Below are 14,740 nucleotides of genomic sequence, written 5' to 3' on the forward strand. Positions count from 1 at the left end.
CCAGCATGGCGCTCAGTGTGACAGCGCAGTGCACGACCGGTCGCCCTACGGCAAGGCCGCTGGTCCGTCCGGGCCGCTGTCCCACGGCCGGAGGATCAGTGGCACCCTGTCGGCCCGATGCGGTGGACCGTGCAGGACGCACGCCAGGACCATCACCGCAACGGCGATGCCACCGGGCAGGAGCGGGTCCATGAACTGCAGCGGCGCCAATACGTTGCCGAGGAGCCCGATGAGGAAGGTGGCGATGATGAACGCGACGAGCGGCTTGAAATCGGGGCGCAGGTCGAGCCGGCGGGCGCCGCGCCACCGCAGCGGGCGCGCGGCCGCGATCGCGCCGCGAACCAGGAAGACCAGGGCGACGATGACCAGTACCCACATCAGCTGGACAGCGCCGGGCTGGATCAGATTGATTCGCGTGCCGCCACCGTGGGCCATGACCGATGCGGCCGCCCAGAGCGACGCGCCGCGCAGGTCCGTGCGGGTGAGGTCGGTCTGGACGAGCGTCGCCAGGTTGAGGTCGGCGCCGGTGAGCCGGGCGTCGGTGAGATCGGCCTGATCGAGGCTTGCGTGCGGGAAGAATGCCCCGGTGGCGTCGACCTGGACGAGGTCGGCCTGGTCGAGCGTGGCCCGGTCGAAGTGCGCGCCGCGCAGGTCGGCGAAGTCGAGGTCGGCCTGGGTCAGGTCGTCGTGGCGGAACGAGGCGCCCTCGGCGTCGATGTGCTGCAGGTCGGCCTGGCTGAGGTCGAGGCCGTCGAGGACCGCACCGCGCAGGTTGGCGCAGCGCAGGTGGCTGGGCAGGTCCTTCGTCGAGGTGACGGTCTTGCCGGCCAGGTTCGGCACCTGATCCGGGCAGCCGACGTCGTGTGGCGCAGCGAGCGCCGGACCGGCGGTGAGCACCGCGGCAACCGCGGCCGCCAGGGCCGCTGCGAGCACGAGAACCTTGCGCACCCACTGATAGTCGCGGATCGGGTCAACTGCCGGCCGGGCGGGTCCGACTCTCGCTGCGCTGGTGCGTCGGCTACGACCTCGACCTGCCCGGCGCGGGTCCGGCGGTACCGCTCTGCTCCAGCACCGCTGTTCGGGCGGCAGAACGCCGCTGCTCGACGAATCCTGACCGGCCCGACCGCCCCGTCTCGCCCCATGGGCTCGGCTCAGACCGGTAGCCGGTCCCAGTCGGCGGCCATCGTCGCGGAGTTGTGCGGGTCGACCCGCACCGGGATGACGCCGCCCGGCTGCATGACGGCCACCCGCTCGGCCGGGACCGCGAACCGGCCGGGGCCGGCCACCGGCGCCTGCCCCTCGACCTCGAGGAGCATCTGGACGTCGTAGACCGGACGGCCGCGCTCGTCGAGCTGCCCGGTGAACGACGCGCCCAGGACCCTGGCCAGCGCTGGTACCCCCGTGCGGAGCAGGTGGTCCCTCAGCTGCGCGGCCCCGGCCGGTGTGGGCACCGGCGTCTCGGCGGCGCCGGACCAGTCCACGACGATCCGCTGCCGGTCGGCCGGGTCGACCACCACCGCGAGCGGCCGGCCGTCGCTGATCCGGCCGATCGCGACCAGCGGGACGAAGACCTTGAGGGCCACGTCGAAGGTGCCGTGGGCCGCCGTGGTGACCCGCAGGTCCAGCTGGACCTGCGGCTGCCTGTTGAGCTGGACGCCGGTCGGCCGCGCCGCGACCACCTGCGCCTGCCCGGGTACACCGGCCGCCCGGAGCCGGCGCGTCGCGGCGGCATGGCCGCGCAGCCCCAGACCGATCAGCAGGAACAGCGCCCCGGTGACGAACAGGATGATGCCGATGATGAGCAACACCGACCCGCCCGCCGGCGCGAGGCCGAGCAGGGCCGCGGCGAGCATTGCGCCACCGATCACGAGCTCCACGGAGCCGATCACCAACATGCCGATGGGCCCACGCTCGGAGGTCATGACAGCAGCATGATCCACATGCGCCGCCGGCGCAGTCATGTGGACGACTCCGATTCTGCCCCATAATCCGACCGTGGCCGACGACCTCCTGCTGCAGCGCGCCCGACGGCTTTGGGCCGGCCTGGCCGGGGCACCGGTCGTCTTCCGGGACGCGGCCGTCGAGGTCGTGGTCTCCCCGCAATCGTCGCTGTGTCCGCCCGGCTGGGTGGGCATCGTCGCGCTGGGAGGAGCCGTGATCGTCACCGCCCCCGACGGCGACGCTGCCGAGACCGTGCGGCGCGCCTTGGCCGATCTCCCCACGATGGCCGAGCTTCACGACACGCTGCCGGCCGACGAGACGTTGGGGCGGCGACCCCGGCCTACTGCGACGCGCCGGTTTCCGCCCCGCCGGCACCGCCGCGCTCGAGACGATCCCCGCGGCCAACGCCGACCTCAAGACCCTGATCGCCCGTGTACCGGCTGACGACGCCGACGAGTCCGGTCTGGCCGACGTCACATCGCCGGTGTTCGTGGTGCGCACCGCAACGGAGGTCGTCGCGGCCGCCGGCTTCCAGGCGTGGCCCGGCGACACCGCCCACCTCAGTGTGCTGACCGCGCCGGAGCAGCGCGGACGAGGACTCGCGCGGGTCGTCGCCACCGCCGCCGTGGCCGACGCGCTGCGATCCGACCTGCTCCCCCAGTGGCGGGCCCGGCCCGAGGCGTCCCGCCGGGTGGCCCGGGCGCTCGGCTTCCGTGAGCTGGGCTCCCAGCTGAGCATCCATCTGGCTTCAGTATGACCGGGTCTCCCAGGTCGGCTGCTGGGGCTCGTCGTTGTGCACGACGATGTCGGCGTGGTCGGCCGGGCGGACCTCAGCGAAGTACAACTGCTGGGAAGGGATGTATCGCTCACGCCAGCGCCGCTCGACCTCGGCCCGGGACGACACCTGGCGCTCCCGGACCACGGCACGGTCCACGGTCTTCTCGAGCGCGGTCGACACGAAGACGCGCAGATCCCACCGGTCGAACAGTTCCGGGCGCATGAGGAAGACGCCGTCGAAGACCAGCACGGCGTCGGCCTGGGCGGTCGAGACCGGCGGCGACAGTACCGCATCCGCAGTCCGGTCGTAGACCGCGTTCTGGAAGCGCCGATCGCCGCCGGGGCCGAGCGGATCGAGCAGTACCCGGTTCAGCGCGGCGTAGTCGTGGGTGTCGAAGTAGCAGCCTTCGGCCGAGTACTCGCCGCGCGGATAGCGCTGGGCGCGGGGAAACAGGAAGTCGTCGATCGACGCGCGGATGACGTCGCGGCCCTGGGCGCGCAGGACGACGGCGAGCTCGTCGGCGAGCGTGGTCTTGCCGGCGGCGGGCGCTCCGTCGACGGCCACCCGCAGCGGGTGCGCGACGGTGACGGAGCCGACCGCCGCAGCCAGGCGGCCGAGCAGTTCGTCGCGGGTGCCTCGGTCCATGTCCTGCCCCGTCCTGATCTGGCGTAGGTCACCATGTCGAGCCAACCTTATGCGTGCGAGCCATATCGAAGTGCATCCAGTTGCCGCCGGCCACGGGCACTGCGGTGCCGTTGACCTTGAGCAGGCCCGGCCAGATAGTCATGGAGTTCGGCTGCCGTCGAACGGTCGTTGGCCACCGAACCATCATGCCCACGGTGCCTCGCGGCGCACAGAGCTGAACGTCCTGCGCAACGGCGCCCCGCGCCAGGCTGAACTGCCGATGAGCGGTCGGCAGACATCAGGCGCGGCAACAACTGCGTAGCACTTGTCTGGGTGCGCTGGGACGATTGCGCGCATGACACAGAGCGCGACATCGGCGGCGCCGGGGTGCATCTTCTGCGCCGTTGCGGCCCGGCAGGCCGAGGCCAGTGTGGTGTACGAGGACGAGACCGTCGTGGCCTTCATGGACCTGAACCCCCGTCACACCCGGCCATCTCCTCGTCGTGCCACGCGAGCACGCGGTGGGTCTCGAAGACCTCGATGGAGCCACGAGCGCTCACGTCTGGTCGGTCGGTCATGACATGGCACGGGCCGTGCGACGCTCAAAGCTGCGCTGCGAGGGAATCAACGTCCTCCTCTGTGATGGCGAAGTCGCCTTCCAGACGGTCTTCCACTTCCACCTTCACGTCATCCCTCGCTACGCAGGAGACGGCTGGACCCTCAAGCCCGACTCGCCGGAGCGCGAGAGGTCGCTCCTCGACAGCGACGCGCAAGCGATCAAAGAGGCTATCGCGTCGACGGACTGACCGGTCATTTCCGCAGCGTCGGTCTTGGCGAGCACGGTGGTTGCCATGATGCGCGACTGCTGGAGGTAGTACAGCTCTTCGCCATGGGTGAACGCCCCGGTTACCGTGTCGAGGTCCTCCACGCAGGCCGCGAGAATCCGCGACTTTGCGACGCGGGATCGCCAGTCGGGGGCGGCCCAGTCCTCGGACAGGTGGCCTATTCCGGCTTTTCCTGGGGTGTTGACCACTGCTCGGCGGTCTGTCCGCGGTGAACCGCGCCGTCGAAGATGAGGTCGCTCAGTGCGCTGCGGGTGTCGGTGGCGAACCGGACCGGCGGGGCGGCCGGTCCGAAGCAACGCTCGGCAAGCAGATGCAGCAGTGCGCGTTGGGCTGGGCTGAGCGGACGCGAGGGTGGGAAGCCGTCCGGAAATGCCTTCCGGCGCAGCCTTGCGCCCCAGTCGCCGGCGTAGGTGCCGGTCGGTGGGTCGGCCAGCAGCAGCGTCAGCGCCGGGACGAGGTCGTCGAGCGTCGCTCGATCGATGGCGGCGGGCAGGAGCCGCCACGGGAAGAGCCGCCCGAAATGCGGAAACACCTGCTGGCACCATGCGGCGTCGGCCGGGGCCGAGAGCACTTGGAGGATCGCCCGGGTGGCGGTCGGTGTCGGGGTGTGCGCGGCAGACAGCGCGGCGGTCGCCCGCACGACCGGGTCCGGATCGTGCTGCAGCACCGGCGTGGTGTCGTAGCCCCATGCGTCGAGCATCAGGACCGCCATGACCCGGACACCCCGATCTGGCGACGCCAGGGCCTGGTCGTGCAGCCACGCTGCGACACCGCGGCGGTGGCCGTTGAGCTCCGGGGCATCGAGCAGGCATGCGATCGTCCCCAGCGCCGCGGCGACGACCTCGGGGTCGGGATCGGTGCACCACGAGCGTGCGGCCTGATACACACGCGGGCGAGCGGCACGGCAGGCAGCGATCTCGGCCGCCCCGCCCGCCGGGGGCCATTGCTCGTGCTCGGCGGCGGCCTCCATGACAGAGGTCAGCCAGCCGAGCAACTCGGCCCGTAACGGCACGAGCTTGGCGCCGCGCCTTCGATCGGCCGGGACTGGCGTCAGCGTCCGCTGATCCCCCAGGACGGCGACCACGAAATCCACCGCCGGTGGCGTCGCGGTGTAAAGAGTGTCCTGGTGGTGCACCAGGTCATAGAGGGCGTTGAGCGCGCTGACCTGCGTTGCGACCTCGGTGCTCAACAGTGCCGTGAGGATCTCCGGAGTCTGCGGCACCCCCGGCGCCCTGCCGCACGCGTGCTCGACCGCCGACCAGTCGGTCTCCGCGAGAAGATCCTCATGACGCATCGCACGAGTATGGACGACCAACGTTGCCGACCGCAGCCGCTCATGGACTGGTCCCCGATTCCTTCGCAGAACCGCCCCGGCCTGGGCAGAGACTGGACGCGGTCTTCGCCGCCGACCTGGCCGCGTTCAACGGACCGAGCCCCGAGCTGGCGTCCCGCTACCGCACCACCTGACGGCGTACGCGGCGCGTCCACGCCCGCGACGAGCGTCACACCGTCGCAAGGCTGAAGTGTGCTCGAAGCGGCCCGGCCGTCGCGGCGACGAGGATCGCATGGGCAGCGGGAGCGAACCTTACGTACCATGGCGCGGTGGAAAACCGCGACTGGCTGGGTGAGTTCTTACGACGCCGGCGCGAGGCCCTGACACCGGTGGAAGCAGGGTTGCCGTCGCTGACCCGGCGGCGGACACCGGGGCTGCGGCGCGAAGAGGTGGCGGCGCTGGCCAACGTGTCGGCTACCTACTACGAGCGCCTCGAGCAGGCGAGAGGGCCACGGCCGTCGGCCACCGTGCTGGACGGGATCGCTGCGGCGCTGCGGCTGACCGATACCGAGAAGGCCCATCTGTTCCGGCTGGCGGGCCACACGGCCCCGGCCCGATGGGAGCCGCAGCCCGAACCGGTGGATCCCGGGCTCGCGTACCTGCTGGGGGCGATCTCGGGGACGACTCCGGCGTTCGTCACCGACGACCTCGGCACCGTCCTGGCGCAGAACTGGCTCAACGTCACGCTGTTCGGGCAGTTCGCCGACCGCCCAGGTATGGAGGCGAACCTCGTCTGGCACTGGTTCACGTCGCCGTCGTGGCGGCATCGGCTCGACCCACCGGAGCAGCAGGAGCAGACCGGGATGGCCTACGTGTCGGACCTGAGGGCGGTGATCGCCCAACGCGGCCAGGACCGTACGGCGAGTGAGCTCGTCGAGCAGCTGTGCGGCGCCAGCAGCGAGTTCCGGGCGATGTGGGGGCGGCATACGGTCGCGATGCTGCACTGCTCGACGAAGGTGGTGCACGACGAGCGGGTCGGCCGCCTCGACCTGGACTGCGAGATCGTGACCGGGGCGACGACCCGGCAGCGGATGCTCACCCTGCAACCGGTGGCAGGCACGCCCACCGCTCAGCGGATCGCCGCATTGCACACCTACCGCGTGTCCCCGCACAATCAGGACGTGGTTGCCGCCGCCGGGCTTTCCTAACGTTCCCGAGCATGCGCAACATCGTTCTTGTTCACGGTTTCTGGCACGCCCTGGTGCTGGACGCCGATCACCAGCCGCCTCGCCGCCAAGCAAATGTCATCGGTCGCCGTCGACCTCGACGCCCACGGCCTCAGGTCATCCAGGAGGTCGACACCGGCCGCGAACGCCGCGAACGGCCGGCTGCCTGAGCCGCGAATCCACCCCGGCTCGCACCACCCACATTCGCTTCGAACACGAAGCGCCAACCCCGGAAGGGCCCTGAGATGAAGGCCGTGCGTTACCACGAGTACGGCGATCCGAGCGTCCTGCGCTACGAGGACGTCGAGCAGCCCACCCCCGGCGCGGGGCAGGTGCTGATCCGGGTCGCGGCGACATCGTTCAACGGCGTCGACGGCAACACGCGCGGCTGACGGCCGGACAGCGGGTGCTCATCAACGGTGCGGGCGGGGCGGTCGGCGGCTTCGCGGTGCAGCTGGCCAAGCGCGCCGGGGCGTACGTGGTCGGCGTGGCCGGGCCGCGTACCGCCGAGCGGGTCAAGGCCCTGGGCGCCGACGAGGTCATCGACCACTCCAGCACCACGGTGGCAACGGCCACGACCCCGGTGGAGGTGGTGCTCAACCTGGCGCCGATCGAGCCGGCTCAGCTAAACGAGCTGATCGGCCTGGTCCGGGCGGGCGGCGTCCTGGTCAACACCACGGTGTGGATGCCCGCTCCCTTCCGACGAGACGCGGGGCGTACGCGGCATCAACCTCTTCGTCAACAGCGACGCCGCCCTCGCCACGGATGCGGGCGATCAGGATCTGCTGGGGGGCCGCGTGGACCGGGACTGGCCGTGATTCACCTCGCATTGTTCGCCCCTGACGTCAACGTGAGGTTCTAACGTCGCGGCATGCAGATCAACGGCTCAACAGCTCTCGTGACCGGCGCCAACCGCGGCCTGGGCAAGGCCTTCGCCGAGGCCCTCCTCGCCCGCGGCGCCACCGTCTATGCGACCGCCCGTCGCCTGGACAGCATCGACACCCCCGGTGCCATCGCCCTCCAGATGGACATCACCGATCCGGCTTCCATCGAGGCCGCGGCACGCGAGGTGGGCGACCTCAACATCCTCATCAACAACGCCGGCACCTCCACGGACGCCCCGCTGCTCGGTCCCTCCCTGGAGAACATCAGCCGCGACCTCGACACCAACTTCTGGGGCACCCTCAACGTCACCCGCGCATTCGCGCCCAGGCTGGCCGGTGGCGCCATTCTCAACGTCATCTCGGCGCTGAGCTGGTACACCATCGCCCCCGGCAGCAACGGCTACGCCGCGTCCAAGGCCGCCGAGTGGTCCCTGACGAACGGCATCCGCATCGAGTTGGCCGAGCAGAAGACTCTGGTCACCGCCCTGGCGCTGGCGATCGCCGACACGGACATGATGGCCGGCTACGACATCCCCAAGCTCGCGCCCCACGTGGTAGTTGCCCAGGCCCTCGACGGCATGGAAGCGGGCAAGATCGAAGTCATCGCCGACAAGCCCACCGCCAACGTCAAGGCCTCCCTCTCCGGCGACCCCGCCCTCTTCTACGCCGACATCACCGGCAACCTCTTCCGGTGACTCTGCCGGCATCCCGCCTGCGGGAGTAAGCCGCGTGGTCAAGGGCCGTACGCCCGCCGTGGCGGCCGGCTTCCGGTGGAGCCGGGACGCCACCTCACCGCCGGCGGGGATGAGAGATCGCCCGCCATGGGCATGCCGTGCGTGCGCGGCCGAGCAGCGTGCTCAGGCGCGGCGACTTCGGTCCTGGCGGAGGAAGCTGTTGAAGTACGTGATCTCATGTCCAAACCCCAGGAACGGCGACCGGTGGCATCGATCCAGCCACTTGCCGGAAACCGGGCAGCCGACCGTATTGACGGCCGCGCGAGGTTGGGCATTGCGCCCTCCTGCCCGTGCCACCCGGAGGCAGCGCGCAGTCGGCAGCCAGGGAACGGGACACCCGGTACGGCGGCACCGTACGCCCGAGAACCTCGAGCGCGGGGCGCCGCCGTCGCCAGGTCAGCGATCAGAGACCTGTCCCCCGGTCCGGGTCAGGCTTTCCGGCCGCCGACCTGGTCGAGCCAGTTCAGGATCACGCTGATCGCCAGGCCCGTGTTGCCGACCTGGCAGTGGTTCTGCGCCTGCTCCTCCTCGGTGAAGACCCGGCAGGTGACCGACGGCGCCGCGGTCAGGGTCATCACCTGATCACCGAGCTGGTGCAGGGGCTCATAGTGATCCTTGGTCCCGACCATCAGCAGAATGTCCTGCTTCACCAGCGAGGAGACGTCGTCGGTGTGGTACTCGTCCCAGGCTTTGAAAACGTCCGACGGGGTATCCACACCCATCACCCGCTTGCCCTGATTGAAGGTCCACTCGATGAACAGGTCGGACTTGCTCACCGCGTCGAGGGCCGTCGCCGGGATCTGCCAGCGTTCTTCTCGACCGTCTCCAAGCCGACCGCGTCCAACGCCCGCGAGGCGTTCTCGTGCAGGTCGGTGAAAACGTCCCACGCGACGACCCGACTGACCCGGGGCTCGCGGGCCGCCGCCCGCACGACCAGGCACCCCCCGAGCCTGCGCGGGGGTCATTGGCGATGAACACAACCCAGTCGACGCCAGCCGCGATTACACAACAACGCCCGACGGCACCAGCAGGCCCGCGGTACCGCCAAAATCGCGTTGGGCAGCGGTGGAGCGCGGGCGCTGGGAGAGGACGACGGAGACTCCCCCGAGTTCTCACCCCGCGCCGGCCCGGTCCCGGCGTAACGTAGAAATTGGCCTGCGAGACGAGCGGGAGAGCGAAACTGGTAGCCCAGTTGAGTTCAGCGGCTGAACGGCCGAAAGGTCGAACGGCTGTGGTCCTGTGCACCGGACCCGGGTAGTGCCGGGGAAGGAAAATCGCCTCGCAGGTTCTTTGTGTGCACTGAGCTGCGGCCCCGGCACCCCGGCCGCCGTCCGTACCACCGCGACCGGCTTGGCCGGCGCGACCCTCACCGGGGTTCCCATCGCGCTGACCGTCCTGCTCCGTCTGCGCGCCGCCACAGCCGACTACGACCTGTTCACCATCACGCTGTCCGCTACCCGCGCCACGATCTGCGCAACACGCCGCCGTCCCGGCGGCGCCACGCACACCACGCCGGCCGACCGGTAGCCCCGACTCTCCAGGTTGCCCCGGGCCAGGGCACGACCCGTGCAACTCGGTCCGGCGCGTCGGCCCTCTTTCCCCTTTGCCCACACCGGCAGGTAGTCCTTCGAGCTCACGAAGATCGACATTCCTACCGGTTCGAAACGACCATCGAGGTCTCTCCGGCGTGTGCGCCGGGCAAGGCCCAGTCAAGGCCGGATCACTGGTCGGGCGGGGTGGCCAGCGGGTGGCCGGCCGTGTCCCGCGCGGCGAGGCTGGCCATGTCTCGCCGGTACTCTTCGGCCGACATGCGACCAGCAAGTAGCCGCGTGGCGAGGACGGCCTCGGCGCGCTCACCGTGCCGGTCAGCCCGACCGATCGCCTCAGAGGTGGCCCATGGTTCCACCGCTCGTGGCGAAGCCGGCTGCGGTCCGGCCGCATCCAGGCTTCGGCACCTGGCAAACCACGCGCTGGCGGATGACACGACCGCGACTACCACCAGCACGATCAAGAAGACGGCGAACGCCATTCCGACCACCTCGCTGGCATCCGGGCTCATGTCCAACTCTTGTCCGGCCAGCCCGCGGTGGCAAGGGCCTGAAGGTCCCTGGCACCTACAAGCAGATGAGGATGCTCGGTCGGCGCTGACGGACGGGCGTTCGGTGACGGCACCGCCGCCGTCGTCGCGGTGGGTGTCAGCGGTGCGGTCGGCGGCCGGGCGCGGCGGTCAGCTGCCGAGCCAGATCGCGAGCGGGAGCACGGCCAGTTCGGCGCCGGCCAGCACCAGCAGCCGCGTCCGGCCCCGCGCTGCTCGGGCGAAGGGGACGGCCAGGGGTAGGGCGGCGAGTACGAGACCGGAGCCGGTCAGGGTCGCGAACGAGCCCGGGTGGGCTGCGAAGAAGGTGGGCTGACGCGGGCTGTTGTCCAGATCGGCGGCGGCGATCAGGACGGAGCAGGTGAACGCCAGCACCGCGGACGACCCGTAGATCCACCACATCGCGATCCAGCCGGGCCGGGCGAGCGTGGAGATCGCGACCAGGGCGAACATCGGCACTGCGATGGCGGCCCAGCCGATGAGCACCATCGGCAGCGGCCGGCAGGTGTCCGGGCCGCAGACCGCCAGGACCAGCCGGCCCAGCACCGGCTCCCAGTAGATGATGCCGAGCACCGCGACGACGGCGATGAGCAGTGCCTCGGGCCCCAGCGCCGGCCATGCGCCGGGCTCGCGTACCACCTTCTCGAGCCGGGAATCGGCGGCGGCCTCCCGTAGCCGCCACACCCGCCCGGCGCCGAGCAGGACGGCGAAGATGGCGGGGATCAGCAGCAGGGTTGCGTCGTACGGCTCGGCGACCAGCTGGCGCAGGCCCGCGTCGTCGACGGCGAGGAGTTGCTCGGAACCCACCGGATACGCGGCCGGATCAACGACGACGACCCGCTGGACCGGCTCCCGCTCGTCCACCGCACACCATGCGTGTCCACCGCGATGGCGTCGTCGCCGAGTCGGGCGGTCACCGTCAACGTCACGATCCGGGCCGCTCGCGTCTGGGCGTCGGCGTCGACCTGCCGGTGGAACGTGTAGCCGGCCACGGCGAGGCCGGCGACGAGCAGCACCACCGCGCGGGTGTACTGGGCGGCGGTGGGCCGGAACCGCATCGGCTCGGCGCGGACCCGCCGGGCGAGCACGACGCAGACGGCCACGAGGGCCACGACGGCCAGATGGACCACTGCCAGGCGCGAGGAGGGGTACCACAGATCGTGCGCCATGACCATGAGCTCGGCCCCGGCCGCGACGACGGCCGTGAACCGCAGCCCGACCCAGCCGAGGAACGGCAGTGTCAGCAGGACGCTGATGAAGCTGGACCCCAGCTCGTCCGGCCGGCACGGATACTCCAGCGAGCACGGCGGCATCGCGACGGTCTGCGCGACCCCGACAGCGGCGACGGTCGCGACGCCGGCCACGAACACCACGGCCCCGGCCACCGCCGGGCCCATCCGCCATCCGCGCTGCATCGGCACTCCTGAGATCGGGCCGTCGCGCTGTTGGCGTTCCATCCCGTTCCATCACGAGCGCGCCGGCGCCGCCGAGCGCGGCTGGCTAGGGCGGGATCATCGCGCCGCCGATCAACGACGGAAGCGACACGGTTCCTACCTGCACCGCCGCGGAAACGCCTACCTGTTCACCGCACCCCCCGGCACCCTGGATCTCGTCACCTTCCGGGAACTCGTCGAGACGGCCAAGGAGGCCCTCGCACAGCAACGCCTTGAAATGGCGCTCGATCGCTATGTCGAATCGCTCGGCCTCTGGCGGGGCCGTGCGGGCGACGGGTTCACGCACAGGTCAACCGCGCTGCCGATCTTCACCACCATCGACGACGAGTTCTACGCCGCGTGCACTGAAGCGGCCGAACTGGCCGTGTCGCTGCGCCGACCGGCACGGGTGCTGGCGGCGTTGCAGCTGGCCGCATCGATGGCGCCGTTCCACAAACCCGTCCAGGCCAGCCTCATCTCCGCTCTCGGGGCGGCGGGACGTCAGACGGAGGCACTGTCGTTGTTCCGCGAGTTCCGCGCCCGCCTTGCCGACGAGCTCGGTATCGATCCTGGCCCGGAGCTGCAAGCCGCACACCTGCGAGTGCTGTCGCAGCCCTCGGCGTCGCCGCTCGTGGCGCGTACGGACGGTGGGGGTGACGGCGCGTCGGTACGAACGGCAGCTGGGCTGGTCGGCCGGGCGGAGGAACTCGCCTTACTGCGGGAATCCGTCGAGATGGCATTCACCGGCCGCCCAGCGCTCCGCATCGTCGAAGGCGAGCCGGGCGTGGGCAAGACCCGCCTGGTGCGAGAGATCGCCACCGAAGCGAGCCGGCGTGGCGTGCTGGTCGTGTGGGGTTCATGTCTGGAAGGCGACGGAACACCGTCGATGTGGCCCTGGGAACAGACGCTCCGCCCGATTCTCGACAGTCTGCCCGCGCCGTTGCGGGAGAAGTGGCTCGCCAGTGAGGTCGGCGGCCTCCTCGAATCGCGAGACGACGATTATGCGGCCGCGCCGGCGATTCTCGACAGCGGTGCGCAGTTCCGACTGTTCGAGCAGGTCGTCACCGTCGTCGGGCAGGCCTCGGCGCCACGGCCCATGCTGCTGATCATCGATGACCTGCAGTGGGCCGACGCCGCCTCGCTCCAGCTGTTCGGCCACCCGGCGGGCCGCTTACCCGCCGGCACGGTGATCATCGGTGCGCTGCGCGATCGCGCACCCACACCCCGCTCCAGCCTGTCGCGGGTGCTGGCTGAGGCCAGCCGGCTGCCCGGTCACCGCAGGATCCGGCTCGGCCCGCTCGGCTTGACCGACGTGACCGAGCTCATCCGCCGCGAAACCGGCCACGATCCCGGTGCCGAGGTCGCCCGCGACATCCATGTCCGCACCGCCGGCAATCCGTTCTTCGTCCAGGAGCTGTCCCGGCTGCTCAGCGACGGCGGCGCGCTCGGCGACGGCGGCGCATCAACACGGGCCGGGGTGCCGGGCACCGTGCGAGACGTCGTCCGCGATCGGATGACCGGTCTCGACGACAGCGCTCACCGCCTGCTGCGCATCGCCGCGGTCATCGGCCGCGACCTGGACCTCGACCTGCTCGCCCGCGCGATCGGCGTCGACATCGCCGACTGCCTCGAACGCCTCGAACCGCTGCAAGCACTCGGTCTCCTGGAGACCAGGCCGGAAGACCCGTTCTCGTGGCGCTTCGCGCACGACCTGGTCCGCGATTCGGTCACCGAGACCACTGGGCTGCAGCAGGCCGTCCAGCTGCATCTACGCGTCGCCGACGCCCTCGAACACATCCATGCGGACGACGAGTCCGTCGCCGAACGCCTCGCCTACCATCTGCGGGGCGCTGGCCCCCTGGCCGACCCGGGTCGCACCGCGAAGGCACTGGCGCGCGCGGGTCGCCGCGCGGCAACCAAGCTCGCGTTCGCAGCCGCCTATCGGAACCTGGAATCGGCCGTCCAGATCGCCCGGACCGCAGGGCTGCTGGAGCTGGAACTGTCCGTCCTGTCGCTGCACAACCTCCTCGCCGTCGAGCCCCCGGGATTTGGCGGCTCGACGTTCGAGTTGCTGGAACGGGGCGCATATCTTGCCGGCAAACTCGGCCGCGAGACGGCCGCCGCCGAGTTTCTCTTCTTTCGGATGACCGGGGCCTACGTCAACACCGAGAAAGACCGTGGGATGTGGGCTCGCCGGCTGCATGAGCAAGGCCAGGCGTCCGCGGACCCGATCATCCAGGCGTACGGCCGGCAGGCCTGGGGCCTGTACCAGTGGGACATCGGCGACATCGGCGCGGCGTATCAGTGGTTCAGCTGGCTAGGCCATACCACTGCGGACGGCGTTGCCTCGCTGCTCGCGAACTCCGCCGACCCGCACCCAGGGCCGGCTCAGGAAAGCCTGTACCACCTTGCCAGCCAGGTCGGGGGTTTCCCGATTCGACGCCGCCATGACCTCGGACGTTGGCGGATCCCGGATGAGTGGGTCGGTTATCTGGCCGTGATCACCGCGCTGCAGGGCGATGTCGAGACGGCGCGGTCCCTGCTCGGCACGGTGTACCAGGCCGAGGGAGACACTTTCGAGATGTCGGGCTGGACCCGCTACCAAACCATGGCCGCCTCGATGGCCGGTGACGCGGCCTGGGCGATGCACGCGACCGAGCGGTGGGTTGGCCGCGGTGTCCAGGATCGTCTCCTCGATCGGCCGGGGCCGCCAGCCCAGGACCTCGCGTGCTTTCGCGCTCGACGCCCGGTGGGCCACGCCCAGGTCCGGAACGACCGTCGCGAAGCGAGGGCTCACCCGCGCGCCGAGGCGGATCGCCCAGTCCGATGCCGTTCGGGTCGGCACCTTGCGGGCCGCCGGGCCGAGCCGTACCCGCAGCAGATTCGCGATCTCCGGTAGCGACATCA

The 14,740-nt window shown here is 70.6% G+C and carries 19 protein-coding genes; 10 read left to right on the forward strand and 9 right to left on the reverse strand.

Translation table 11 applies throughout. From position 1 onward, the window contains the following. Positions 1 to 45 precede the first annotated feature (45 nt). Positions 46 to 948, reverse strand: a complete 903-nt coding sequence (locus tag ACPPVO_RS32740) for a pentapeptide repeat-containing protein (RefSeq protein ID WP_426502404.1) — start codon at positions 946 to 948, stop codon at positions 46 to 48. Between the two features lie 203 nt (positions 949 to 1,151). Then, entirely contained in the window at positions 1,152 to 1,922 is a 771-nt protein-coding gene (locus tag ACPPVO_RS32745; RefSeq protein ID WP_426502405.1) for a hypothetical protein, read from the reverse strand. A 73-nt stretch (positions 1,923 to 1,995) separates the two neighbouring features. Here ACPPVO_RS32745 and ACPPVO_RS32750 point away from each other — a divergent pair, with 73 nt between their 5' ends. Both ACPPVO_RS32750 and ACPPVO_RS32755 read left to right on the forward strand, forming a co-directional pair. Next, positions 1,996 to 2,385, forward strand: coding sequence for a hypothetical protein (locus ACPPVO_RS32750; RefSeq protein ID WP_426502406.1), 390 nt, complete (start codon positions 1,996 to 1,998; stop codon positions 2,383 to 2,385). A gap of 49 nt (positions 2,386 to 2,434) precedes the next feature. Next, complete coding sequence (locus ACPPVO_RS32755) at positions 2,435 to 2,698, forward strand: GNAT family N-acetyltransferase (protein WP_426502407.1); 264 nt, start codon at positions 2,435 to 2,437, stop codon at positions 2,696 to 2,698. On the opposite strand, the gene ACPPVO_RS32760 is transcribed toward ACPPVO_RS32755, so the two are convergent. Continuing rightward, the gene (locus tag ACPPVO_RS32760; protein ID WP_426502408.1) at positions 2,690 to 3,364 is read right to left on the reverse strand and encodes a cytidylate kinase family protein; all 675 of its coding nucleotides are present in this window, start codon (positions 3,362 to 3,364) and stop codon (positions 2,690 to 2,692) included. The genes ACPPVO_RS32755 and ACPPVO_RS32760 overlap by 9 nt on opposite strands. Before the next feature lie 500 nt (positions 3,365 to 3,864). Between ACPPVO_RS32760 and ACPPVO_RS32765 the strand changes: the two genes are divergently transcribed. Next, a complete protein-coding gene (locus ACPPVO_RS32765; protein WP_426502409.1) occupies positions 3,865 to 4,149 on the forward strand; it encodes an HIT family protein in 285 nt (94 codons plus the stop codon). On the opposite strand, the gene ACPPVO_RS32770 is transcribed toward ACPPVO_RS32765, so the two are convergent. Together ACPPVO_RS32770 and ACPPVO_RS32775 are read right to left on the reverse strand one after the other, a co-directional pair. Then, a complete protein-coding gene (locus tag ACPPVO_RS32770) occupies positions 4,041 to 4,271 on the reverse strand; it encodes a hypothetical protein (protein WP_426514933.1) in 231 nt (76 codons plus the stop codon). The genes ACPPVO_RS32765 and ACPPVO_RS32770 overlap by 109 nt on opposite strands. Positions 4,272 to 4,345: 74 nt before the next feature. Next, complete coding sequence (locus ACPPVO_RS32775; protein WP_426502410.1) at positions 4,346 to 5,482, reverse strand: HEAT repeat domain-containing protein; 1,137 nt, start codon at positions 5,480 to 5,482, stop codon at positions 4,346 to 4,348. Positions 5,483 to 5,790: 308 nt separating this feature from the next. Between ACPPVO_RS32775 and ACPPVO_RS32780 the strand changes: the two genes are divergently transcribed. From ACPPVO_RS32780 to ACPPVO_RS32800, 5 genes are all read left to right on the forward strand, one after another. Next, positions 5,791 to 6,669 (forward strand): helix-turn-helix transcriptional regulator, encoded by an 879-nt coding sequence (locus ACPPVO_RS32780; RefSeq protein ID WP_426502411.1) that lies wholly within the window; start codon positions 5,791 to 5,793, stop codon positions 6,667 to 6,669. Positions 6,670 to 6,680: 11 nt separating this feature from the next. Next, positions 6,681 to 6,857: a hypothetical protein gene (locus ACPPVO_RS32785; RefSeq protein ID WP_426502412.1), complete on the forward strand. Its 177-nt coding sequence runs from the start codon at positions 6,681 to 6,683 to the stop codon at positions 6,855 to 6,857. 75 nt (positions 6,858 to 6,932) lie between these two features. After that, positions 6,933 to 7,079 carry a hypothetical protein gene (locus tag ACPPVO_RS32790; RefSeq protein ID WP_426502413.1) on the forward strand — a complete coding sequence of 49 codons (147 nt, stop codon included), beginning with the start codon at positions 6,933 to 6,935 and terminating at the stop codon, positions 7,077 to 7,079. A gap of 14 nt (positions 7,080 to 7,093) precedes the next feature. Next, positions 7,094 to 7,549, forward strand: a complete 456-nt coding sequence (locus ACPPVO_RS32795; protein WP_426502414.1) for a zinc-binding dehydrogenase — start codon at positions 7,094 to 7,096, stop codon at positions 7,547 to 7,549. 9 nt (positions 7,550 to 7,558) lie between these two features. Beyond that, entirely contained in the window at positions 7,559 to 8,266 is a 708-nt protein-coding gene (locus ACPPVO_RS32800; protein ID WP_426502415.1) for an SDR family oxidoreductase, read from the forward strand. Between the two features lie 467 nt (positions 8,267 to 8,733). Here ACPPVO_RS32800 and ACPPVO_RS32805 read toward each other — a convergent pair whose 3' ends face one another. Further along, on the reverse strand, positions 8,734 to 9,081 hold the full coding sequence (locus ACPPVO_RS32805) for a hypothetical protein (RefSeq protein ID WP_426502416.1): 348 nt from the start codon (positions 9,079 to 9,081) through the stop codon (positions 8,734 to 8,736). Between the two features lie 514 nt (positions 9,082 to 9,595). Between ACPPVO_RS32805 and ACPPVO_RS32810 the strand changes: the two genes are divergently transcribed. Beyond that, positions 9,596 to 9,832 carry a hypothetical protein gene (locus tag ACPPVO_RS32810; RefSeq protein WP_426502417.1) on the forward strand — a complete coding sequence of 79 codons (237 nt, stop codon included), beginning with the start codon at positions 9,596 to 9,598 and terminating at the stop codon, positions 9,830 to 9,832. A gap of 193 nt (positions 9,833 to 10,025) precedes the next feature. On the opposite strand, the gene ACPPVO_RS32815 is transcribed toward ACPPVO_RS32810, so the two are convergent. The 3 genes from ACPPVO_RS32815 to ACPPVO_RS32825 all read right to left on the reverse strand — a co-directional run bounded on the left by ACPPVO_RS32815 (position 10,026) and on the right by ACPPVO_RS32825 (position 11,713). Next, positions 10,026 to 10,364: a hypothetical protein gene (locus ACPPVO_RS32815; protein ID WP_426502418.1), complete on the reverse strand. Its 339-nt coding sequence runs from the start codon at positions 10,362 to 10,364 to the stop codon at positions 10,026 to 10,028. 168 nt (positions 10,365 to 10,532) lie between these two features. Further along, entirely contained in the window at positions 10,533 to 11,207 is a 675-nt protein-coding gene (locus tag ACPPVO_RS32820) for a hypothetical protein (RefSeq protein WP_426502419.1), read from the reverse strand. Further along, positions 11,123 to 11,713 (reverse strand): hypothetical protein, encoded by a 591-nt coding sequence (locus ACPPVO_RS32825; RefSeq protein WP_426502420.1) that lies wholly within the window; start codon positions 11,711 to 11,713, stop codon positions 11,123 to 11,125. The genes ACPPVO_RS32820 and ACPPVO_RS32825 overlap by 85 nt, the downstream gene beginning before the upstream one ends. Between ACPPVO_RS32825 and ACPPVO_RS32830 the strand changes: the two genes are divergently transcribed. Beyond that, positions 11,655 to 14,732: an ATP-binding protein gene (locus ACPPVO_RS32830; RefSeq protein ID WP_426502421.1), complete on the forward strand. Its 3,078-nt coding sequence runs from the start codon at positions 11,655 to 11,657 to the stop codon at positions 14,730 to 14,732. The genes ACPPVO_RS32825 and ACPPVO_RS32830 overlap by 59 nt on opposite strands. Positions 14,733 to 14,740: the final 8 nt, after the last annotated feature.

Source organism: Dactylosporangium sp. McL0621 (assembly GCF_049995355.1).
In the GTDB taxonomy this organism is placed as follows: Bacteria; Actinomycetota; Actinomycetes; order Mycobacteriales; family Micromonosporaceae; genus Dactylosporangium.